The sequence below is a fragment of the Neorhizobium sp. 2083 genome (genome assembly GCF_031455615.1).
In the GTDB taxonomy this organism is placed as follows: domain Bacteria; phylum Pseudomonadota; class Alphaproteobacteria; order Rhizobiales; family Rhizobiaceae; genus Neorhizobium.
Genome location: NZ_JAVDTC010000003.1, coordinates 24,132 through 41,870, shown reverse-complemented (window position 1 = coordinate 41,870; position 17,739 = coordinate 24,132). Strand labels below are relative to the sequence as shown.

The following is a 17,739-nucleotide window of genomic DNA, read 5'->3' as shown; positions in this document are numbered from 1 at the left end:
AGCCCTGCCCGTGACCCAATAGTGCCGAAGTGACGCCATATGGAAAGCTGATCGGATTAGGGCGGGTCGATCAAATGCCCGCCCTACCCTACTTCAAATTCTAGCGGCCAGTTTTCTGTCGCCAAGCACGATAATCGACAAGGCTCTGCTCATCGGTTGCAGGATAGAGGCCAAGGATCGACCGACCGTTTATGACTTCCTCGGTGACAAAATCCTCGTACGCGGTCATCTCGGTAGCTTCATCAGCGATCTCGTCTGCAAGATGCGCCGGAATGACCACAACCCCTTCATTATCGCCGACGATTACGTCTCCCGGAAACACCGGGGTGTCGCCGCACCCGATTGGGACATTGATATCGATGGCTTGATGGAGGGTGAGGTTTGTGGGAGCCGATGGCCGGTTATGATACGCGGGGATCCCCAGCTTCTCAATATCTGGAGTGTCACGAAAACCACCGTCAGTAACGATGCCAGCGACTCCGCGCACCATAAGTCGCGATATCAAGATCGACCCTGCCGATGCAGCGCGCGGATCCTTACGGCTATCGATTACAAAAACAGCACCCGCTGGGCACACCTCGACCGCCTTTCGTTGCGGGTGTTCCCGATCACGAAACACTTCAAGTTGATTGAGATCTTCTCGTGCCGGCATATATCGGAGAGTAAATGCTTCGCCTACCATATTTCCTGAGTGCTTGTTGATCCGATGGATATCTTGAATCCATTGGTTCCTGAGGCCACGCTTATAGAGGGCGGTCATGAGAGTAGGCGTCGAAACTAGTTTTAACTTATCGCGCGTCTCGACTTTCAGGTTAGTCAATTTCTTTGCTCCTCGCTTACGTGGATCCGCAGCGGCAAAAGTCCATTGCGGTTCCCACGCATCATTGATTTGAGCGCCCTGAGTAGCCTCAGAACGCTCGGTCCTTGTCGACCTACATGTGGCCGAGGTCCGTTCGGATGTTCGTCGATAGGCTGAGTTATCCCAAAGGCAAAATACAAATTTGGTCAAATCTGTCAATAGTTGTATCTCAACTTTGGTTTTTAGGAATTATGGCTGCATGTAGGCGGTCTTCACCACGGTGAAGAATTCGGCGGCATATTTGCCCTGTTCGCGCGGACCGAAGGAGGAAGCCTTGCGGCCGCCGAACGGAACGTGGAAGTCGACGCCCGCCGTCGGCAGGTTGACCATCACCATGCCGGCCTCCGAATTGCGCTTGAAGTGGGTCGCATGCTTGAGGCTGGTGGTGGCGATGCCGGCGGAGAGGCCGAACGGCGTGTCGTTGGCAATCGCCAGCGCTTCCTCGTAGTTCTTGGCACGGATGACCGATGCGACCGGCCCGAAGATTTCCTCGCGGGAGATGCGCATCTGGTTGGTCGCTTCGGTGAACAGCGTCGGCTGCAGGTAGAAGCCGGGAGTATCGCGCTTGACGAGTTCGCCGCCGAAGGCGAGCTTGGCGCCCTCGTTTTTGCCGATCTCGATATAGTCGGTGTCCTGCTTCAGCTGCTTGTCGTCGACGACCGGGCCGATATGGCTGCCGGCCTTCATGGCGTTGTCGACATTGAGCGTCTTCAGCCTTTCGGTGAGGGCGGCGACGAACTTGTCGTGGATGCCTTCCGTCACGATCAGGCGCGAGGAGGCGGTGCAACGCTGGCCGGTCGAGAAGAAGCCGGAATTGGCGGCCGCTTCGACGGCGACGGAAAGGTCGGCGTCGTCGAGGACGACCATCGGGTTCTTGCCGCCCATTTCGAGCTGGAACTTGCGGTTATGCTCGATCGAGGCGAGCGCCACGCGCTTGCCGGTGCCGGTGGAGCCGGTAAAGGTGATGCCGGCGAGGTCCGGGCTTTCCAGCATCGCCTGGCCGACGACCGAACCGCGGCCCATGACGAGGTTGAGCACGCCCTTCGGCAGGCCGGCGCGGTGAAGGATGTCGACGATCGCCCATGCGCAGCCCGGCACGAGGTCGGCCGGCTTGAAGACCACCGTGTTGCCGTAGCAGAGCGCCGGCGCGATCTTCCAGGCCGGAATGGCGATCGGGAAATTCCAGGGCGTGATGATGCCGATGACGCCGAGCGGTTCGCGGGTGATCTCGACGCCGATGTTCGGGCGTGCGGACGGCACCATTTCACCGGTGAGCCGCAGCGCTTCGCCGGCGAAGAAATCAAAAATCTGGGCGGCGCGGGTGACTTCGCCAATCGCTTCGGGAAGGATCTTGCCTTCCTCGCGGGCGAGAAGCGCGCCGAGCTCTTCCTTGCGGGCAAGGATCTCGTCGGAGGTCTTTCTCAGGATCGCGTGGCGTTCCAGGATGCCGGAGCGCGCCCAGGCCGGAAAGGCGGCTTTTGCGGCGGCGATTGCCTGCTTGGCATCGTCTGCGCTGCCTTGGGCATACATGCCCACGACATCATTCGTGTCGGACGGATTGATGTTCTTCGAAGCGTCTGAGCCGACTCATTCGCCGGCGATCAGGTTCTGATGGACCATCGAATTACCTTTCATCAAGTTCTCATCCCCGTCCGCGGCAGCACGAACACTTCAAGCCGCAACAAATGCCAGCGAATTGACATATATTTGTTATTAGTGCAATGAAGTTGTACGAAGTTGATTACATTGAGGCAGAGAGAGGTCTACCGTGGCGAATATCGGATTTATCGGGCTAGGGACGATGGGCAAGCCAATGGCCGAGCGGCTGCTTCAGGCTGGCCATACCCTTAAACTTCACCGGGTTAAAGATACTCATCAAAATCTGTTGGACCTCGGGGGCATACCCGCGGATACGGCCTCTAAAGCCGCTACTGATGTCGACTATGTTATCCTGATGTTGCCCAACACCCCAGACGTGGAGACGGTCTTGTTTGCCGACGACGGGGTTGCCGTCGCCATCCGCCCTGGCACGGTTGTAATTGACATGAGTTCGATTGATCCTGTTGCGACTAGGGAATTTGCGAAGCGGATTGCGGCAAAGGGCGGTTCCTACATTGATGCCCCGGTTTCTGGTGGCGAAATAGGAGCCAGAGCCGGCACGCTTTCCATCATGGTTGGCGGCAGCCAGAAAGACTTCGACAACGCAAAGGGCTTGTTTGAAGCGATGGGCAAGAACATTACGCTTGTCGGAGAGAACGGCGCCGGACAGGTAGCCAAGGTGGCCAACCAGATGATCGTTGGTCTAACCATCGAAGCGATCGGCGAAGCTTTCGTTCTCGCAGAGCAGGCTGGAGCCGATCTTGCGAAAGTTCGTGAAGCGTTGATGGGAGGGTTTGCCCAGTCTCGGATTCTCGAAGTTCACGGGAAGCGTATGATCGATAAGACCTTTGATCCCGGTTTCGCGATCAAGCTTCATCACAAGGATTTGAGCCTTGCGGCAAGTGCCGCGGAGTCCTTGAATGTTATGGTTCCGAACACTCTGGCTACCCGGGACTTGATGTCCGCAGCGATCGAGAAGGGAAATGGCGGCCGCGATCACTCCGCTCTCTACCTTGAGCTGAAAAACGCAAGGAAAAATAGCTAAAAATTGGCCAAAGCCTGTGGGACCTCGCATTGAGGTCCCACACCATGCTCAATTGTAATCTTCTTTCGGAGGTCGCCGTGCGTAGTGAGACCGAGCGTAACGGCTCAGTGCAATCCGTTGAACGGGCGATGACTCTTTTGGAGATACTGAGCTGTCATCATGAAGGGTGCCGCCTTTCACAGCTTGGTCGTGAGGCGGGCTTGTCCCCATCAACCACCCATCGTTTATTGACCACGCTTGAGAAGCGGCGGCATGTTCAATTTGATCCCACCAGTGGGCGTTGGAACATTGGCCTTGCAATGTTGACAATCGGAGCCGCCTCGGTGAGGCGAACCACGATTGTCTCGGTGGCTCAGCCCTATCTTCATCATCTCCGAGATTATGCGAAGGAAACCGCCAATTTGGGTATGGCCGACGATGGGCAGATCACGCTCGTGTCTCAGATCCCGAGTCGACAAATCTCGCGAACTATCAGTCCGATAGGCGGGCGCGTGCCTATGACGTCCTCGGCAATGGGGAAAGCAATTCTTTCAACGTATCCGGTAGACGACATCGAAGAGGTGGTGAGCCTCCGCCGGATGATAAAGCGTACCTCTCACTCTATCGTCCGTACCGAGCATTTACGTCGGGAACTGGATTTGGCGCGCATGGAGGGTTACGCCATGGACAACGCTGAAATTGACAAGAATGTCCGATGCGTGGCAAGCGCTGTGTTCGACGACAACGCAGAAGCGATATGCGCTATTTCGATCTCCGGCCAACTTGACCGCATGTCTCCAGAAAGGGTTCGTGAGTTAGCGCCGCGAGTGATCGACACGGCATTGAAGATCACCCAAGCGCTCGGGGGGCGGCACCCTATGGACTACAAACCTAACTGTGCCGGATCGTCCCTTACCCAATCTTGACTGGTTTTGGACCGCCATAAGCCCAATCCAACAATTCCACGGTGTGCAGGATCGGAATGGCCGTACCCGAAGAAATCTGCGTCATGCAGCCTATATTGCCGGTGGCTATCACGTCGGCGTTGGTCGCCTCGATATTTCTGACCTTGCGCTCCTTGAGCTTTGCTGAAATATCCGGCTGCAGAATGTTGTAGGTGCCGGCAGACCCGCAGCACAGGTGTCCCTCGGCCGGATCGCGAACGGTGAAACCAGCCCTCTTCAAGAGGTTCTTCGGTGCCATGGTAATCTTTTGACCATGCTGCATCGAGCAGGCCGAATGGTAGGCGACGTTGAGCTTTTTCGTCTCCAGTTCCGGCAGATCCAGCGTCGACAGGTATTCGGTGATATCCTTGGCGATGCTCGACACCTTCTGCGCCTTGTCGGCGTAAGCGGGATCAAGCCGCAGCATGTGGCCGTAGTCCTTGATGGTGGTGCCGCAGCCCGAAGCGGTGATGATGATGGCGTCCAGGCCGCCCTGCTCGATCTCGAGGGTCCACACATCGACATTGCGGCGGGCGAAATCCAGTGCCTGTTCTTTGCGGCCCATATGGTGCACCAGCGCACCGCAGCAGCCCTCGCCTTGCGGCACGACAACCTCGACGCGCAGGCGTTCCAGCAGGCGCAGCGTCGCCTCGTTGATGCCCGGATCGAGAACCGGCTGGGCACAACCGGACAGGATGGCCACCCGACCCCGTTTTTCTGCTTCTGCCGGCCGTGTTCCCGGCCTGCCGGCATCCGATGCCCTGGCCGGAGATTTCGGCGCCAGATCAAGCATGGCGCCGAGCGGCTTCAGCACAGAGACGCGTTTTAGCAGCGGCGCGAAGGGGCGACCCAGTCTCGCAAAAGTGAGGGCAGTCCGAAAACGAGCCGGATAAGGCAGCACTGCCGCCAGCACACTGCGGATCAGCCGGTCGATGAGCGGCCGTTTGTAGGTGTTCTCTATATGAATTCGGGCATGATCGACCAGATGCATGTAATCGACGCCCGAAGGACAAGTGCTTACGCACGAAAGGCAAGAGAGGCAGCGGTCGATATGCGTGACGACCTCCTCATCCGCCGCACGGCCGTTTTCCAGCATATCCTTGATGAGGTAGATGCGGCCACGCGGGCTGTCGAGTTCATTGCCGAGCGTGACATAGGTGGGGCACGTCGCGGTGCAGAACCCGCAATGTACGCAGCGGCGAAGGATCTTTTCGGACTCGGCCACATGCGGATCGGCAAGCTGTTCTGCGGTGAAGGAGGTCTGCATTGTCTGTCACCCCATCTTGCCAGGACTGAAGATGCCGGTTGGGTCGAGTTTCTGTTTTACGCGGGCCGACAGGGCGGCCAGCGCATCCGGCAACGGCTCGAAAGCGGGTGTTTGCGCCCTCATTTCGTCGGTGGCCCGAACCAATGTCGCGTGCCCCCCGCCAAGGGCGCGAATTTTCCGGCGCAAGAGTTCCCCTTGCGGGTCCGCTTCTATGCGCATCCAGATAAGGCCACCCTGCCAATCGTAAAATGCGTCAATATCCATTTCGAGCCGCAGCGCCGCGACCAACTGGTGCCCGGCGGAAGGCGCGACGGACACCCGCCAAAGCGGCTTTTGTGTTCCATCCGCATAGGGATGAACATCGCGAATTTCACGCCAGAGCACCCCACTCTCATTTGGTCCGAGCCGCGAGACCGGCCCAAGTGCTTTCATGATCTGCTCTAGCTTGCCGGCCCTTACCGAAACCGACCCAGCCAAGCCCTCAAGGCGCAATACAGTCGCCTCGCCTTCGGGCAGTTCGCCGCCGAGGAAACGTCCCCTGACGCTCGCAGGCAGATGCGCGGCACCGGAGACTTCTACCGACAGCGCCATCGCGGCTGCCATGGCCTTGGTCGCTGCCAGATCATCGAGGCCGGAAATGACGATGGTTTCCACCGCCGCCGGCACCGGCAGCACGCGGAAGGTTACCTCGGTGAGAAAGCCGAGCGTACCCTGGGAGCCGGCAAGCAGCTTCACCAGATCCAGGCCGGTCACATTCTTCATCACCCGCCCACCGGCGCGGATCACCTGCCCCTGACCGTTGACGAAGCGGATGCCAAGCAGACTATCGCGCGCCGCGCCAGCCACGAACCGCCGCGGGCCGGAGACATTCGCCGCGAACACGCCCCCGATCGTAGGGTCTCCGGACGTTCCTAAGATACCTCTATGATCCATGGGTTCGAAAGCCATCATCTGGCGATTGGCCGCCAAAGCTGCCTCGACTTCGGCGACCGGCGTGCCGGCTTTGACCGTCATCACCATCTCGGCCGACTCATAGGCGACGATGCCGCAAATTTGGTGTGAACTGAGCCCGGTGCCTTCGTCGTTAGGATTGCGAACAGCCCGGGTTCCGGCTCCAATCAAATTCAAAGCTGTACGTTGTGTGGCGGCAGAAAAAACTGCATCTACAGCTTGCGCTTCAGTTTGGGGGTAAGCGATCATATTGACCGTCCCTCGAGCGGAAAGACCTTCGATGGATTTAGCAACCAACCAGCATCAAACGCTGAGCGTACAGCCATTTGCTGTTGCAATTCTTCCTCGGAAAACTGATGCGTCATGAGATCTCGTTTCTCAATTCCGACGCCGTGCTCCCCTGTGAGGCATCCGCCGACATCCACGCACAGTTTCAAAATTTCGTTCCCTGCCTCCTCGGCTCTACGTGCGTCATCCGGATCGTTAGCATTGAAAAGGATAAGCGGGTGCATGTTCCCGTCACCGGCGTGGAAAACATTTGCCACCCGCAGACCATAGCGGTCTATAATCTCCGTAGTTTTTGAAAGTACATACGGCAGCTTGCTGAGTGGCACTGTACCGTCCATACATATATAGTCAGCTATGCGTCCTGTCGCTCCAAACGCCGATTTACGGCCTTTCCATATAAGGGCGGCCTCCGTCGCGGTCTGACTTTCTCGAACAGTCTTGACCGAGTTTCTCTTGGCAATGTCAACGATGCGCGTGAGCATGTCGTCCATTTCAGGATCTGAGCCTTCGACTTCGATGACTAGCAAGGCGCCGACGTCGAGCGGATAACCCGCACCCGCGAAAGCTTCGCAAATCTCGATTGCCTGCTTGTCCATGAACTCGATTGCCACGGGGATAATGCCGGATGCAATGATATCGGACACGCACGCGCCTGCCGCTTCCGAGGTTTCGAAGCCGAACAAGACAGGGCGAGCCCCCTCGGGTTTGGCTGTGAGCCTGACCGTCGCTTCGGTTACAATGCCCAGTTGACCCTCCGACCCGCATATCAGGCCAAGCAAGTCGTACCCTGCGGCGTCAAGGTGTTTACCGCCGAGCTCAATCACTGTGCCGTCAATCAGCACCATCTTTACGCCGAGGAGATTGTTGGTTGTGACACCATATTTCAGGCAGTGAGCGCCGCCCGAATTCATGCCAATGTTCCCTCCTATCGTGCAAGCAAGCTGCGAGCTCGGGTCGGGTGCATAAAAGAAGCCATCGGGACCTACATGTTCCGATATGCGAAGGTTCGTCACGCCTGCTTGCACGACAGCTGCCCGGTTCGGGTAATCGACATCCAGCACAACGTTCATTTTGGAGAGGCCGATGATAATCGCGTCCAACTGAGGGATCGCTCCGCCGCAAAGCGACGTGCCTGCCCCCCGGGGAACAACGGGGACAGAGTTCTGATAGCAGTAACTCATGATCGCCGCCACTTGCTCGGTATTTTCCGGAAGCACCACCGCCAAAGGCATCTGTCTATAAGAAACGAAAGCATCCGTCTCGAATGGCACCAACTCGCGCTGTTCGTGAAGCAAGCAATTCGCGGGGACTAGTCGGCCCAAATCGTTGATGATCGTTTCACGTTTATTCAAAACGGATTCGCGAGGGGGAAGAAACTGAATGCTATTCATGTTTTCGTCGGAGCGGTTGAGTTATCCCAAAGCCATAATGGACGGCGATATGCCGGTAACCGGCCTCTTCCAGGATTTCCACGATACGGAAATTGTCACACAAAGGATCGGGTTTGACGCATGCAGCTCCTATTAAGCTCTGACGGGGACAAATCGCCCGAATAGGTATTGGAGGGGAGACGCCTATGGATGATCGAGAGCTTCTGAAGGATCTGTTTGCCTCGGCAATAGAGGCTGCCGACCCCAGTACGGGAATTCGAAAGTTCCTGCCAGATGCCCCGCAACATGGTCGTACGGTCGTTGTGGGTGCAGGAAAAGGCGCCGCGCAAATGGCTCACGCGCTCGAAACGATGTGGTGCGGAGACATTTCTGGAGCGGTCGTAACTCGATATGGCTACGGTTGTACCACAAGAGCCATTGAGGTCCTGGAAGCAGCTCATCCTGTGCCAGATAAGGCTGGACTAGTTGCCACGGACCGCATGTTTGAACTGATTTCTGATCTCTCGGAAGACGATCTGGTGATAGCGCTGATCTGTGGAGGCGGCTCTTCTCTGCTGCCGGCGCCCCCGCCGGGGCTTACTCTTTCAGACGAAATCTCCCTCAATGAAATGTTGCTTGCATCTGGCGCGTCCATCTCGGAAATGAATGTCGTGCGAAAACACCTCTCGAGAATTAAGGGAGGCCGATTAGCAGCAGCGACGAAAGCTCGCGTCGTAAGCTTCATCGTGTCAGATATTCCGGGAGATAATCCCGCCCTCGTGGGATCCGGCCCTACCGTCCCAGATACGTCGACACGCCATGATGCTCTGAAAATCGCTCAACAGCATAAATTACCGCTGTCGAGCACAATGCTGGCGCATCTACAGTCCCCAGCCGCAGACGCTCCAAAACCTGATGCGCCGAACTTCTCGAAACACCAACATTTCATTGTAGCGTCTGCTGGAGTTTCTCTCGCTGCTGCGGCAGCGACAGCAGAAGCCCATGGTTTGAAGCCGTACCTATTGTCGGATTCCATCGAAGGCGAAGCTCGCGATGTGGCATTTGTATTAGCAGCAATCGCGCGAGAAGTCGCATTCAAGGATCGTCCATTTAAGAAACCAGCCCTGCTTTTGTCTGGAGGCGAAACCACCGTTACGCTCCGCGGCAAAGATGGGAAAGGGGGTCGCAATGGTGAGTTTGCCCTAGCTTTTGCCATGGCTATCGACGGCATCGCTATAACAGCGCTCGCGGCGGACACTGACGGTATTGATGGATCAGAAAATAATGCTGGAGCTTTTGTTGACGGCACTAGTGCTAAGCGATTGCGATCTGCAGGGCTTGACGGCCGCCAGCTACTCAACAGCAACGATAGTTTTTCCGGGTTTGAAGCGATCGGTGATCTCTTCATCACGGGGCCGACCGGAACTAACGTCAACGATTTTCGCGCAATTATAGTTCGGTAGTCGAACGCAATGCAAAGACTGCTTGTGCTTGTACGCCACGGTCAAAGCGAAGGGAATGCCGGAGGCGTTTTCACCGGCTGGAACAATCCGGCTTTGACATCCCGGGGCGTTGACGAGGCAGAGGCAGTTGCTCGTGCGCTCAAAGGTACCCAATTCGACATAGCATTCACATCTGCGTTGAAGCGTGCAGAAGAGACTGTTCGGGTAATTCTGCAATGCCTTAACCAGGACGAGCTTCCTGTCGTGACATCGGCCGATCTCAACGAAAGGCACTACGGCCAACTTACCGGAGTTACGAAACAAGAAGCTTGTCGGTTATGGGGTGAAGACCACGTAAAGGCTTGGCAGCGATCGTATTCGATGGCACCTCCCGGGGGAGAGAGCCTTCACGATACATTGGCGCGAGTGCTTCCCTACTATCTTACGAGGATCTTGCCACACATATTGCGAGGAGAAAAAACCCTCATTGTTGCGCATGGCAACTCTTTGAGAGCGCTAATAATGAGCCTGGAGCGCATCTCCAGCGAGCGGATTACAACCTTGGAGATACCAACGGGCTCAGCATTTTCGTATAGACTCAATGCGGATGGAACGATCAAACATGGAACTTCCCTCTGACCCTCTTCGAGAGTAGCTTGGCCGCACTCGGAGGCCGAGCGCCAATCACTTTCTTGTTTTAAAGCGACCCACGGCCACGCCCGGCACGTCAACACGCATCACGAAAACATCTCCGCAATCAGGCGACGAGGCATCGGGACGCCGTAGGCTTGTGAAGAACAGTGACTGCATATCCTCTCCACCAAAACATGGCATTGTGGGGTGAAGTGGAGGCACTTTTATTGATTGAATCAGGTCGCCAGAGGGACTGAATTGGTTCAAGACGCCTGCAGACACCCCGGCGCTCCAGTAGTTTCCTTCCATGTCTGTTGCCGCCCCGTCGGGGCGCCCGTCTCGGTCGCCAGGGGTTGCGAATCTCCGGCGGTTGGAGAGCCCTCCCGTTTGGGAACTGAAATCATATCGATCGATCCAACATTGCCGTGAGTCTGAAAGGAACATGGTACGGCCATCGTCAGTAAAGGCTAACCCGTTCACAGTCCCAAGCCCTTCAACTTTGATCTCAGCTTTGCCATCGGCTGTTACCCTGTAAAGCGCAGCTGTCAGGCCGTCTTCATGCATGCTGCCGACCCAATAGGCTCCATCCGGTCCAACTTTGCTATCGTTAAGGCGATTTTTCTGGCGATCACCAATATGATGTTCTTCTGGATCTACAAGAAAGTCCAGCTTGCCTGATTTTGGATCGAAGAGGTGCACGCCCGTCGTTAGAGCCACAATCAATCGCTCATCATCTGTGAGGCCAAATGACCCAATCCGGGCCGGTAAAATCCACTGTTGGCGTTTGAGTGACTTTATATCGAGTGCAAATATCGTGCAGGCATGCACATCCGTCCAATATAGACGGGAAAGTGTTTTATCCCACACTGGGCTTTCACCCACACGGCAACCGACTGCTGCAATTTTCTCAAATTTTTGTTTCACAAAGCCACCTTTGGCCAAATGACCATCCCCGGAACTAAAGATTGCCTCCCTGTTTCGGCGGAATGAGGCCTATTTGTCAATATTTGTCCAAAAGGGCTTTCGTCAATCTCCCGCCTGAACACATGATATGCTCCGGAAAATGTGGTTACCTAAGCCCAAAAACAGAGGATCACCTAATTCCAAGCCCAGATTTTGGCCTAAGGACCGATAACGCTCGTTATCAATAAAGCACAAATTAGATGCTTCTTGTCTCATTATGAATGAAGATGTATTGAGTTGTTCTCGCGGAGAGGAGGATCTCCGCTTTGAGAGACCTCGCATGCGATTGTCGGGAAACTGATGCTAGCTCGCACGAGTTTTGACGAGAGGAGGGTTGAATGAAACCATTTATGAGAACTATCACCTGCGCTCTACTGGCCGTCGGCTGCTGGGCAGCGCAGACTTCTGCTTCGCCCTCGGCGCGAAAAATTACCGTCGCACTAGCGGCAGAGCTTGACTCGCTCGATGCCTGTGACACGCAGACTTCGCAAAATGGTAATATCACCAGGGGCAATGTCTATGAGTCCCTTACACGCGTTAACCCCGACGACGGTAAAGTACAGCCATTGCTGGCGGCGTCATGGAAGCAGCTAGACGACCTCGTCTGGGAATTCAAACTTCGTGCTGGGGTGCGGTTTCATGACGACACGCCCTTCGACGCAAAAGTTGCCGCGATGAATATAAATAGAACACAACCAGGTGCGGAAATCGGAGGAAAAAAAGTCGTCTGCCTAAACGTTGATCAATTTCCGGATGCGGTAAAGGCAGAAGCGATCGACGATCTGACAATTCGGATAACAACGCGTCAACTGGATCCAATTTTGCCACTTCGACTGAGTTTTGTCGATATTGGAAACGCTGCGTCTCAGACTACGTCTAACAAGACGGTTCAACCGATCGGAACCGGCCCGTTTAAGTTCGTCGAGCGACTTCAAGGCGAAAGCGTTAAATTAACTAGGTGGGCCGGTTATTGGGGAGATCAGCCAGAAGTCCAGGATGTGACATATGTATTTCGGGCAGAAGCGTCTGTCCGCGCAGGTATGGTTTTAGCAGGCGAAGCACAACTCGCGACTTCTATAAGTGCGTATGACGCCACACATGACGACCGAACAGTGACTTACCGCGACAACAGCGTCGCGGTAGTAAGGCCAAATACCTTCAAGGAGCCGTTCATCGATCGGCGAGTACGGCAGGCGGTCTCCTATGCCATCGATCGAGAGACGATCGTCCCCAGCTTGATGGGGATCACTGGGGAACCTTGGTATCAGATGCAAGGCCCGCAGGTTAACGGGTACATACCTGACTTCGAGAAACACGGCGCAATGCGATATGACCCAGCGAAAGCTAAGGCGCTCATTTCCGCAGCGAAGGCCGATGGACATCCCGTAGAAGTAGAGTTCAACCTAGTCACCCAGCCAACCCTCTTTCCCAACTCCGAGGAGGTGGTCCAAGCGATTGCCCAGGAGCTCAAAGCTGTTGGTCTCAACCCAAAGATCTTGAGCGTGGAGGGTAGCATTTGGCGCCAATACCAGCGCCCCCCTTTTCCGGAAAGCCAACGAGGCAGCCTGCTTGTGATCTCCCATGACAATTCGACTGGAGACTCAAGCTTCAGCTTCCCAAAATACGTTGCATGTAAGGGAATCGCATCGGCCATTTGCAGCCCTGAAATTGACAAACTGCTGGCGGCCGCGGGCCAAACGCAGGGTGAGGAGCGAGCCGGATATTACCGTCAAGCCGCTCAACTTCTTTACACGTACGAGGCAGGGGTCATCGGGGTCGCCCAGAAGGTCCGATTGATGATGCTCGATAAAGGGATCATATACCACCCGAACTCGTTGTCGGGGCTCGAAATACGCATCGCTGACATCTCATTCAAGAGCTGATCGAGCCGCTTTAGGCTGGCCCGAAGGTTTTCTTCGGGCCACGCTATCAACACAGCTTTTCACGCTGTGCCGCGTCGATCGATGTGGTTTGGTTCCTCTTTGGCATAATTCTTTTCCGCTTCGTGGAAAATCGCCTGAGGAACGTTTTTGCACTAGTACGGCGATGTACATCCTCATTCATCTTTGGCGCCGAGTTTAGGATCTCAGGAGATTTCCGAAGTCGGCCATCTTGCCAAAACTTTGGAGACTGCTGAGATGAACGAGACGAAGAATCATTACCGCACACGCGCTTCCGTCACCGAACAGGAAGCACTGGATTTCCATTCGGAAGGCCGCCCTGGTAAACTTGAAGTGGTCCCCACCAAGCCGATGGCGACCCAGCGCGACCTGTCGCTGGCCTATTCGCCGGGCGTGGCGGTGCCGGTCAAGGCGATCGCCGCCGATCCCGCCACCGCCTACGACTACACGACGCGCGGCAACATGGTGGCCGTCATCTCCAACGGTACGGCGATCCTCGGCCTCGGCAATCTCGGGGCGCTTGCCTCGAAGCCGGTCATGGAAGGCAAATCCGTCCTCTTCAAGCGCTTTGCCGACGTCGATTCCATCGACCTTGAAGTCGATACCGAGAACGTCGACGAATTCATCAACTGCGTGCGTTTCCTCGGCCCCTCCTTCGGCGGCATCAACCTCGAGGATATCAAGGCGCCGGAATGTTTCATCATCGAAAGCCGCCTGCGCGAGCTGATGGACATCCCGGTCTTCCATGACGACCAGCACGGCACCGCGATCATCGCCGCCGCCGGCCTGATCAACGCGCTGGAGCTGACCGGCCGCGATCTCAAGACCACCAAGCTCGTCTGCAACGGCGCCGGTGCGGCAGCGATTGCCTGCATCGAACTCATCAAGGCGATGGGGTTCAGCGCGGAAAACATCATCCTGGTCGATACCAAGGGCGTGATCTACCAGGGCCGTACCGAAGGCATGAACCAGTGGAAGTCCGCCCATGCGGCAAAAACCACCAAACGCACCCTGGAAGAGGCGATGAAGGGTGCCGACGTCGTGTTCGGCCTGTCGCAGAAAGGCGCCTTCACCGAAGCGATGATCCGATCCATGGCCGACAAGCCGATCATCTTCGCGATGGCCAATCCCGATCCGGAAATCACGCCGGAGGAAGTGGCGCGCATCCGCGACGACGCGATCATGGCCACCGGCCGTTCGGACTACCCGAACCAGGTCAACAACGTGCTCGGCTTCCCCTACATCTTCCGCGGTGCGCTCGACGTGCGGGCCAGCCAGATCAACGACGCGATGAAGATCGCCGCCGTCAAAGCGCTCGCCAATCTCGCCCGCGAAGACGTGCCGGACGACGTCGCCGCCGCCTACCAGGGCAACCGCCCTCGTTTCGGCGCGCAATACATCATCCCCGTCCCGTTCGACCCGCGCCTCATCTCGGCGATCCCGGTCGCCGTCGCCGAGGCGGCGATGGAAAGCGGCGTCGCCCGCAAGAACATTACCGATCTCGCCGCTTACGGCCGCGAGCTTTCCGCCCGGCGCGACCCGATCGCCGCGACAACCCAGGGCATCTACGAACGCGTCCGCCGCTTCCCCAAGCGGGTCGTCTTCGCCGAGGCCGAGGAAGAGCAGGTCATGCGCGCTGCGATTTCCTTCACCAGCCAGAAGCTCGGCACCGCCATTCTTCTCGGCCGCGACGACGTCATCCGCGCGACGGCGGAGAAGGCGGGCATCGATCTCGACCGTCCCGGCATCGAGATCCTCAACGCCCGTCTTTCGAACCGTGTCGATGCCTATATCGACCATCTCTATGCGCGCCTGCAGCGCCAGGGCTTCCTTTACCGCGACGTCCAGCGCCTGATCCACAACGACCGCAACCATTTCGCCGCGACCATGGTGGCGATCGGCGATGCGGACGCGATGGTGACCGGCACGACCCGCAACTACGCGACGGCCCTGCAGGATGTTCGCCGCTGCATCGATCCCAAGCCGGGGCACAAGGTGATCGGCGTTTCGCTGGTGATCTCGCGCGGCCGGACGATCTTCGTTGCCGACACGGCCGTCCATGACATGCCGAACGCGGAAGATCTTGCCGATATCGCCGTCGAAGCCGCCCGGGTCGCCAAGCGCATGGGTTATGAGCCGCGCGTCGCCATGCTCGCCTATTCCACCTTCGGGCAGCCGATCGGCGAGCGTTCGGAGCGGGTCCGCGAGGCGGTCAAGATCCTCGACCAGCGGCGCGTCGATTTCGAATATGACGGGGAGATGGCTGCGGACGTGGCGCTCAACCCGCATCGGATGGAGCAGTATCCCTTCTGCCGGCTCTCTGGAACAGCCAACGTGCTCGTCATGCCGGCGATCCACTCCGCGTCGATCTCCACCCGCATGCTGCAGGAACTCGGCGCCTCGAGCGTGATCGGCCCGCTGCTCGTCGGCCTCGACAAGTCCGTGCAGATCACATCGATGGGCGCCAAGGACAGCGATATCGTCAATATGGCGGCGATTGCCGCCTTCGCTTCCGAAAAATAGTGCTCAACAACATAAGACAATCATGCTCCACAGATAAACGACGCTGGACATCTAAAAACAAGATTGACTCATTTGTATTTAGTTGCCATTTTTCGTATGCGGACATGAGCATCTAAGGAACATTCTACCCGGAAGTTTGCCATACGGCAGGCGGGAGGAACCGGAGGATATCAGTGATGAAAACTAGATCTTCCCGTTTGCGAAAACGGGAGCAGAGAAGACGTGCGCTAGAGGCTTACCTGTTCCTGCTGCCTTGGTTCGGTGGCATGTTACTTTTCACAGCTGGCCCGCTGCTTGCTTCCTTGTATCTGTCGTTCACAAACTTCGACCTTTTACAGGCACCCACTTGGGTCGGTCTCGAAAACTATATCGATCTCTTCACATTGGATCCGCGCTACCTTCATGCACTGAGGGTAACCTTCACCTATGTGTTGATTGGAGTGCCATTCAACCTCGCCTTTGCTTTGCTCATCGCCGTCCTGATGAATCAGAAAGTAAAGGCACTCGGCCTTTTCCGATCGATTTACTATTTGCCCTCCCTTCTGGGCGGGAGTGTCGCCGTGGCCGTGATGTGGCGACAGCTTTTCGGCCGGGAAGGCGCAATCAACGACCTGGTCGGGCTATTCGGTGTAGACTCTGAGAACTGGATCTCCAATCCCCGTTACGCACTGTACACGCTCATTCTTTTGCACGTTTGGCAGTTTGGCTCGGCCATGGTGATCTTTCTTGCCGGCCTGCAGCAGATCCCAAAAGAAATGTATGAGGCTGCAGAAGTAGATGGCGCGAACGCATTCCATAAGTTCTTGAATGTCACGTTACCCCTTCTCACGCCCGTGATTTTCTTCAATCTCGTGTTGGGAATTATCAATTCATTCCAGGCGTTCACCTCCGCCTACATCGTCAGCGGCGGCAGCGGCGGGCCGGCCGACTCCACCCTTTTCTACACGCTCTACCTCTATCAGGAGGGATTCATGAATTTCCGCATGGGTTACGCTTCGGCCATGGGATGGATCTTGCTGCTCATCGTCGGCGCGTTCACGGCCCTCAATTTCGTCGCCTCCAGCAAATGGGTTTTCTACGGGGATAAGGACGAATGACTCTGGTGAGGGAAAATCAGGACGTTCGGGCAACGCGAACGCAGGCAAAAATGGTCAATCCATCGCGTCTGATGACCTACACTGTGCTGATCGCCGGCGTGACGTTGATGGTCTATCCACTTCTGTGGATGGTCCTGGGATCGTTTCGTTCGGATCAGGAAATCTTTTCGAATTCACTGGCGTTGCCCAAGACGCTGGACTTCAGCAATTACGCGCAAGGGTGGGTCGCCACGACCCCCTCCTTCACGCGCTATTTCCTCAACTCGATCATCATCTGCTTAGGCTCCGTCATCGGCAACGTACTTGCATGCTCCCTGACGGCTTTCGCCTTCGCTCGGCTTGAGTTTCCGCTCAAGCGGATACTGTTCGGGCTGATGCTTCTGACGCTGATGTTGCCCTCGCACGTCCTGCTCATCCCGCAATACATTCTTTTTGTGAACCTCGACTGGGTCAACACCTACCTGCCATTGATCGTCCCGAAGTTCATGGCGACCGACGCTTTCTTTATCTTCCTCATGGTGCAGTTCATCCGCAAGATTCCGAAGGAGTTGGACGAGGCTGCCCGGGTCGATGGCTGCAGCACGTTCAGGATCTTCGCAAGCATTATCTTTCCCCTGATGCAGCCTGCGATCATCACCACGACGATCTTCACCTTCATATGGACATACAACGATTTCTTTTCGCAGCTGATCTACCTGACGTCGCCGGAAATACTGACCGTGCCGGTCGGGCTGAGATCGTTGGTGGATTCGTCTGGGGGATCCTACGGCCAGTTGCTGGCAATGTCCGTGCTCAGCATGGTCCCCGTCTTCGTCGTGTTCCTTTTCTTTCAGCGCCGTCTCGTCGAGGGGATCAGCACATCCGGCTTGAAAGGATGA

General features: G+C 56.5%; 14 protein-coding genes. 8 read left to right on the top strand and 6 right to left on the bottom strand.

The window, feature by feature from the left end:
- Window positions 1-100: 100 nt before the first annotated feature.
- Both J2X76_RS12970 and J2X76_RS12965 read right to left on the bottom strand, forming a co-directional pair.
- Window positions 101-820, bottom strand: a complete 720-nt coding sequence (locus J2X76_RS12970) for a ribonuclease activity regulator RraA (protein ID WP_113286080.1) — start codon at window positions 818-820, stop codon at window positions 101-103.
- Between the two features lie 228 nt (window positions 821-1,048).
- Complete coding sequence (locus J2X76_RS12965) at window positions 1,049-2,422, bottom strand: aldehyde dehydrogenase family protein (RefSeq protein ID WP_310218013.1); 1,374 nt, start codon at window positions 2,420-2,422, stop codon at window positions 1,049-1,051.
- Window positions 2,423-2,627: 205 nt separating this feature from the next.
- On the opposite strand from J2X76_RS12965, the gene J2X76_RS12960 reads away from it, so the two are divergent.
- Together J2X76_RS12960 and J2X76_RS12955 are read left to right on the top strand one after the other, a co-directional pair.
- On the top strand, window positions 2,628-3,503 hold the full coding sequence (locus J2X76_RS12960) for a 2-hydroxy-3-oxopropionate reductase (RefSeq protein WP_310216654.1): 876 nt from the start codon (window positions 2,628-2,630) through the stop codon (window positions 3,501-3,503).
- 77 nt (window positions 3,504-3,580) lie between these two features.
- A complete protein-coding gene (locus J2X76_RS12955) occupies window positions 3,581-4,408 on the top strand; it encodes an IclR family transcriptional regulator (protein ID WP_310216652.1) in 828 nt (275 codons plus the stop codon).
- Here the strand turns inward: J2X76_RS12955 and glcF are convergent.
- Genes glcF through J2X76_RS12940 form a run of 3 tightly spaced genes read right to left on the bottom strand, consistent with a single transcriptional unit; the run spans window position 4,395 to window position 8,323 of the window.
- Window positions 4,395-5,693, bottom strand: coding sequence for a glycolate oxidase subunit GlcF (gene glcF, locus J2X76_RS12950; RefSeq protein WP_310216650.1), 1,299 nt, complete (start codon window positions 5,691-5,693; stop codon window positions 4,395-4,397). The two genes, J2X76_RS12955 and glcF, sit on opposite strands and share 14 nt — an antisense overlap.
- 6 nt (window positions 5,694-5,699) lie before the next feature.
- Window positions 5,700-6,890 carry an FAD-binding protein gene (locus J2X76_RS12945; RefSeq protein ID WP_405030048.1) on the bottom strand — a complete coding sequence of 397 codons (1,191 nt, stop codon included), beginning with the start codon at window positions 6,888-6,890 and terminating at the stop codon, window positions 5,700-5,702.
- Entirely contained in the window at window positions 6,890-8,323 is a 1,434-nt protein-coding gene (locus J2X76_RS12940; protein WP_310216647.1) for an FAD-linked oxidase C-terminal domain-containing protein, read from the bottom strand. Before J2X76_RS12940 ends, J2X76_RS12945 begins: the two co-directional genes overlap by 1 nt.
- Window positions 8,324-8,508: 185 nt before the next feature.
- Between J2X76_RS12940 and J2X76_RS12935 the strand changes: the two genes are divergently transcribed.
- Window positions 8,509-9,765: a glycerate kinase gene (locus J2X76_RS12935; protein ID WP_310216646.1), complete on the top strand. Its 1,257-nt coding sequence runs from the start codon at window positions 8,509-8,511 to the stop codon at window positions 9,763-9,765.
- Between the two features lie 9 nt (window positions 9,766-9,774).
- The gene (locus J2X76_RS12930; RefSeq protein ID WP_310216644.1) at window positions 9,775-10,383 is read left to right on the top strand and encodes a 2,3-bisphosphoglycerate-dependent phosphoglycerate mutase; all 609 of its coding nucleotides are present in this window, start codon (window positions 9,775-9,777) and stop codon (window positions 10,381-10,383) included.
- A gap of 45 nt (window positions 10,384-10,428) precedes the next feature.
- Here J2X76_RS12930 and J2X76_RS12925 read toward each other — a convergent pair whose 3' ends face one another.
- A complete protein-coding gene (locus tag J2X76_RS12925; protein WP_310216642.1) occupies window positions 10,429-11,319 on the bottom strand; it encodes an SMP-30/gluconolactonase/LRE family protein in 891 nt (296 codons plus the stop codon).
- 359 nt (window positions 11,320-11,678) lie between these two features.
- Between J2X76_RS12925 and J2X76_RS12920 the strand changes: the two genes are divergently transcribed.
- From J2X76_RS12920 to J2X76_RS12905, 4 genes are all read left to right on the top strand, one after another.
- Window positions 11,679-13,223, top strand: a complete 1,545-nt coding sequence (locus J2X76_RS12920) for an ABC transporter substrate-binding protein (protein ID WP_310216639.1) — start codon at window positions 11,679-11,681, stop codon at window positions 13,221-13,223.
- A 255-nt stretch (window positions 13,224-13,478) separates the two neighbouring features.
- A complete protein-coding gene (locus J2X76_RS12915; protein ID WP_310216636.1) occupies window positions 13,479-15,764 on the top strand; it encodes an NADP-dependent malic enzyme in 2,286 nt (761 codons plus the stop codon).
- 176 nt (window positions 15,765-15,940) lie between these two features.
- Window positions 15,941-16,861, top strand: a complete 921-nt coding sequence (locus J2X76_RS12910; RefSeq protein WP_310216633.1) for a sugar ABC transporter permease — start codon at window positions 15,941-15,943, stop codon at window positions 16,859-16,861.
- Between the two features lie 50 nt (window positions 16,862-16,911).
- Window positions 16,912-17,739 (top strand): carbohydrate ABC transporter permease, encoded by an 828-nt coding sequence (locus J2X76_RS12905; RefSeq protein ID WP_405030047.1) that lies wholly within the window; start codon window positions 16,912-16,914, stop codon window positions 17,737-17,739.

Bases quoted from the DNA above. Each gene is read 5' to 3' on its own strand.
- J2X76_RS12915 (WP_310216636.1), top strand. From the start codon at position 13,479: ATGAACGAGACGAAGAATCATTACCGCACACGCGCTTCCGTCACCGAA.
- J2X76_RS12935 (WP_310216646.1), top strand. From the start codon at position 8,509: ATGGATGATCGAGAGCTTCTGAAGGATCTGTTTGCCTCGGCAATAGAG.
- J2X76_RS12930 (WP_310216644.1), top strand. From the start codon at position 9,775: ATGCAAAGACTGCTTGTGCTTGTACGCCACGGTCAAAGCGAAGGGAAT.
- J2X76_RS12940 (WP_310216647.1), bottom strand. From the start codon at position 8,323: ATGAATAGCATTCAGTTTCTTCCCCCTCGCGAATCCGTTTTGAATAAA.
- glcF (WP_310216650.1), bottom strand. From the start codon at position 5,693: ATGCAGACCTCCTTCACCGCAGAACAGCTTGCCGATCCGCATGTGGCC.
- J2X76_RS12920 (WP_310216639.1), top strand. From the start codon at position 11,679: ATGAAACCATTTATGAGAACTATCACCTGCGCTCTACTGGCCGTCGGC.
- J2X76_RS12910 (WP_310216633.1), top strand. From the start codon at position 15,941: ATGAAAACTAGATCTTCCCGTTTGCGAAAACGGGAGCAGAGAAGACGT.
- J2X76_RS12905 (WP_405030047.1), top strand. From the start codon at position 16,912: ATGGTCAATCCATCGCGTCTGATGACCTACACTGTGCTGATCGCCGGC.